The sequence below is a fragment of the Photobacterium sp. R1 genome (assembly GCF_054600795.1).
Genome location: NZ_BAAHZP010000158.1, coordinates 1 through 392, shown reverse-complemented (window position 1 = coordinate 392; position 392 = coordinate 1). Strand labels below are relative to the sequence as shown.

The window sequence follows — 392 nt, the reverse complement described above, 5'->3', positions numbered from 1 at the left end:
GAGGAGCCTCTGTCACTGTGCAGGGCACTTTACAAAGATGAGGCCCAGATTTACCAGTGCGAAATAGAGATGTCGGCACTGTTACGGGCAAGACAGCAGTGCGCACAAGATACCGATCCCAGTTACTGTGTGCTGATGGCGGAATATACCTGGCGCCATTATAAAGACCATGTGCTGGAAGGTTCCCCCGATATCAAGCAGGCGGGTACTTACCCTGTGATGTGCGGTTATAAAGAAAATCAGATAACGCCGTGTTCTCTGACAAAATAATGCTTAATACTCAGCGTCATACTGTCGTCTCTTAATACTGATACATCAATCTGCCAGTAACAGAAAGATGTTGAACGGTATAAGAATGGGTTACCAAACCCTATAAGTTGTGATGCTTGGCT

General features: G+C 46.2%; 1 protein-coding gene. It reads left to right on the top strand.

Going from position 1 to position 392, the window contains the following annotated elements; all coding sequences use genetic code 11:
* Window positions 1-270: hypothetical protein (locus tag ACYP03_RS24465; RefSeq protein ID WP_459782441.1), on the top strand; the 270-nt coding region annotated here is incomplete at its 5' end.
* Between the last annotated feature and the right edge of the window lie 122 nt (window positions 271-392).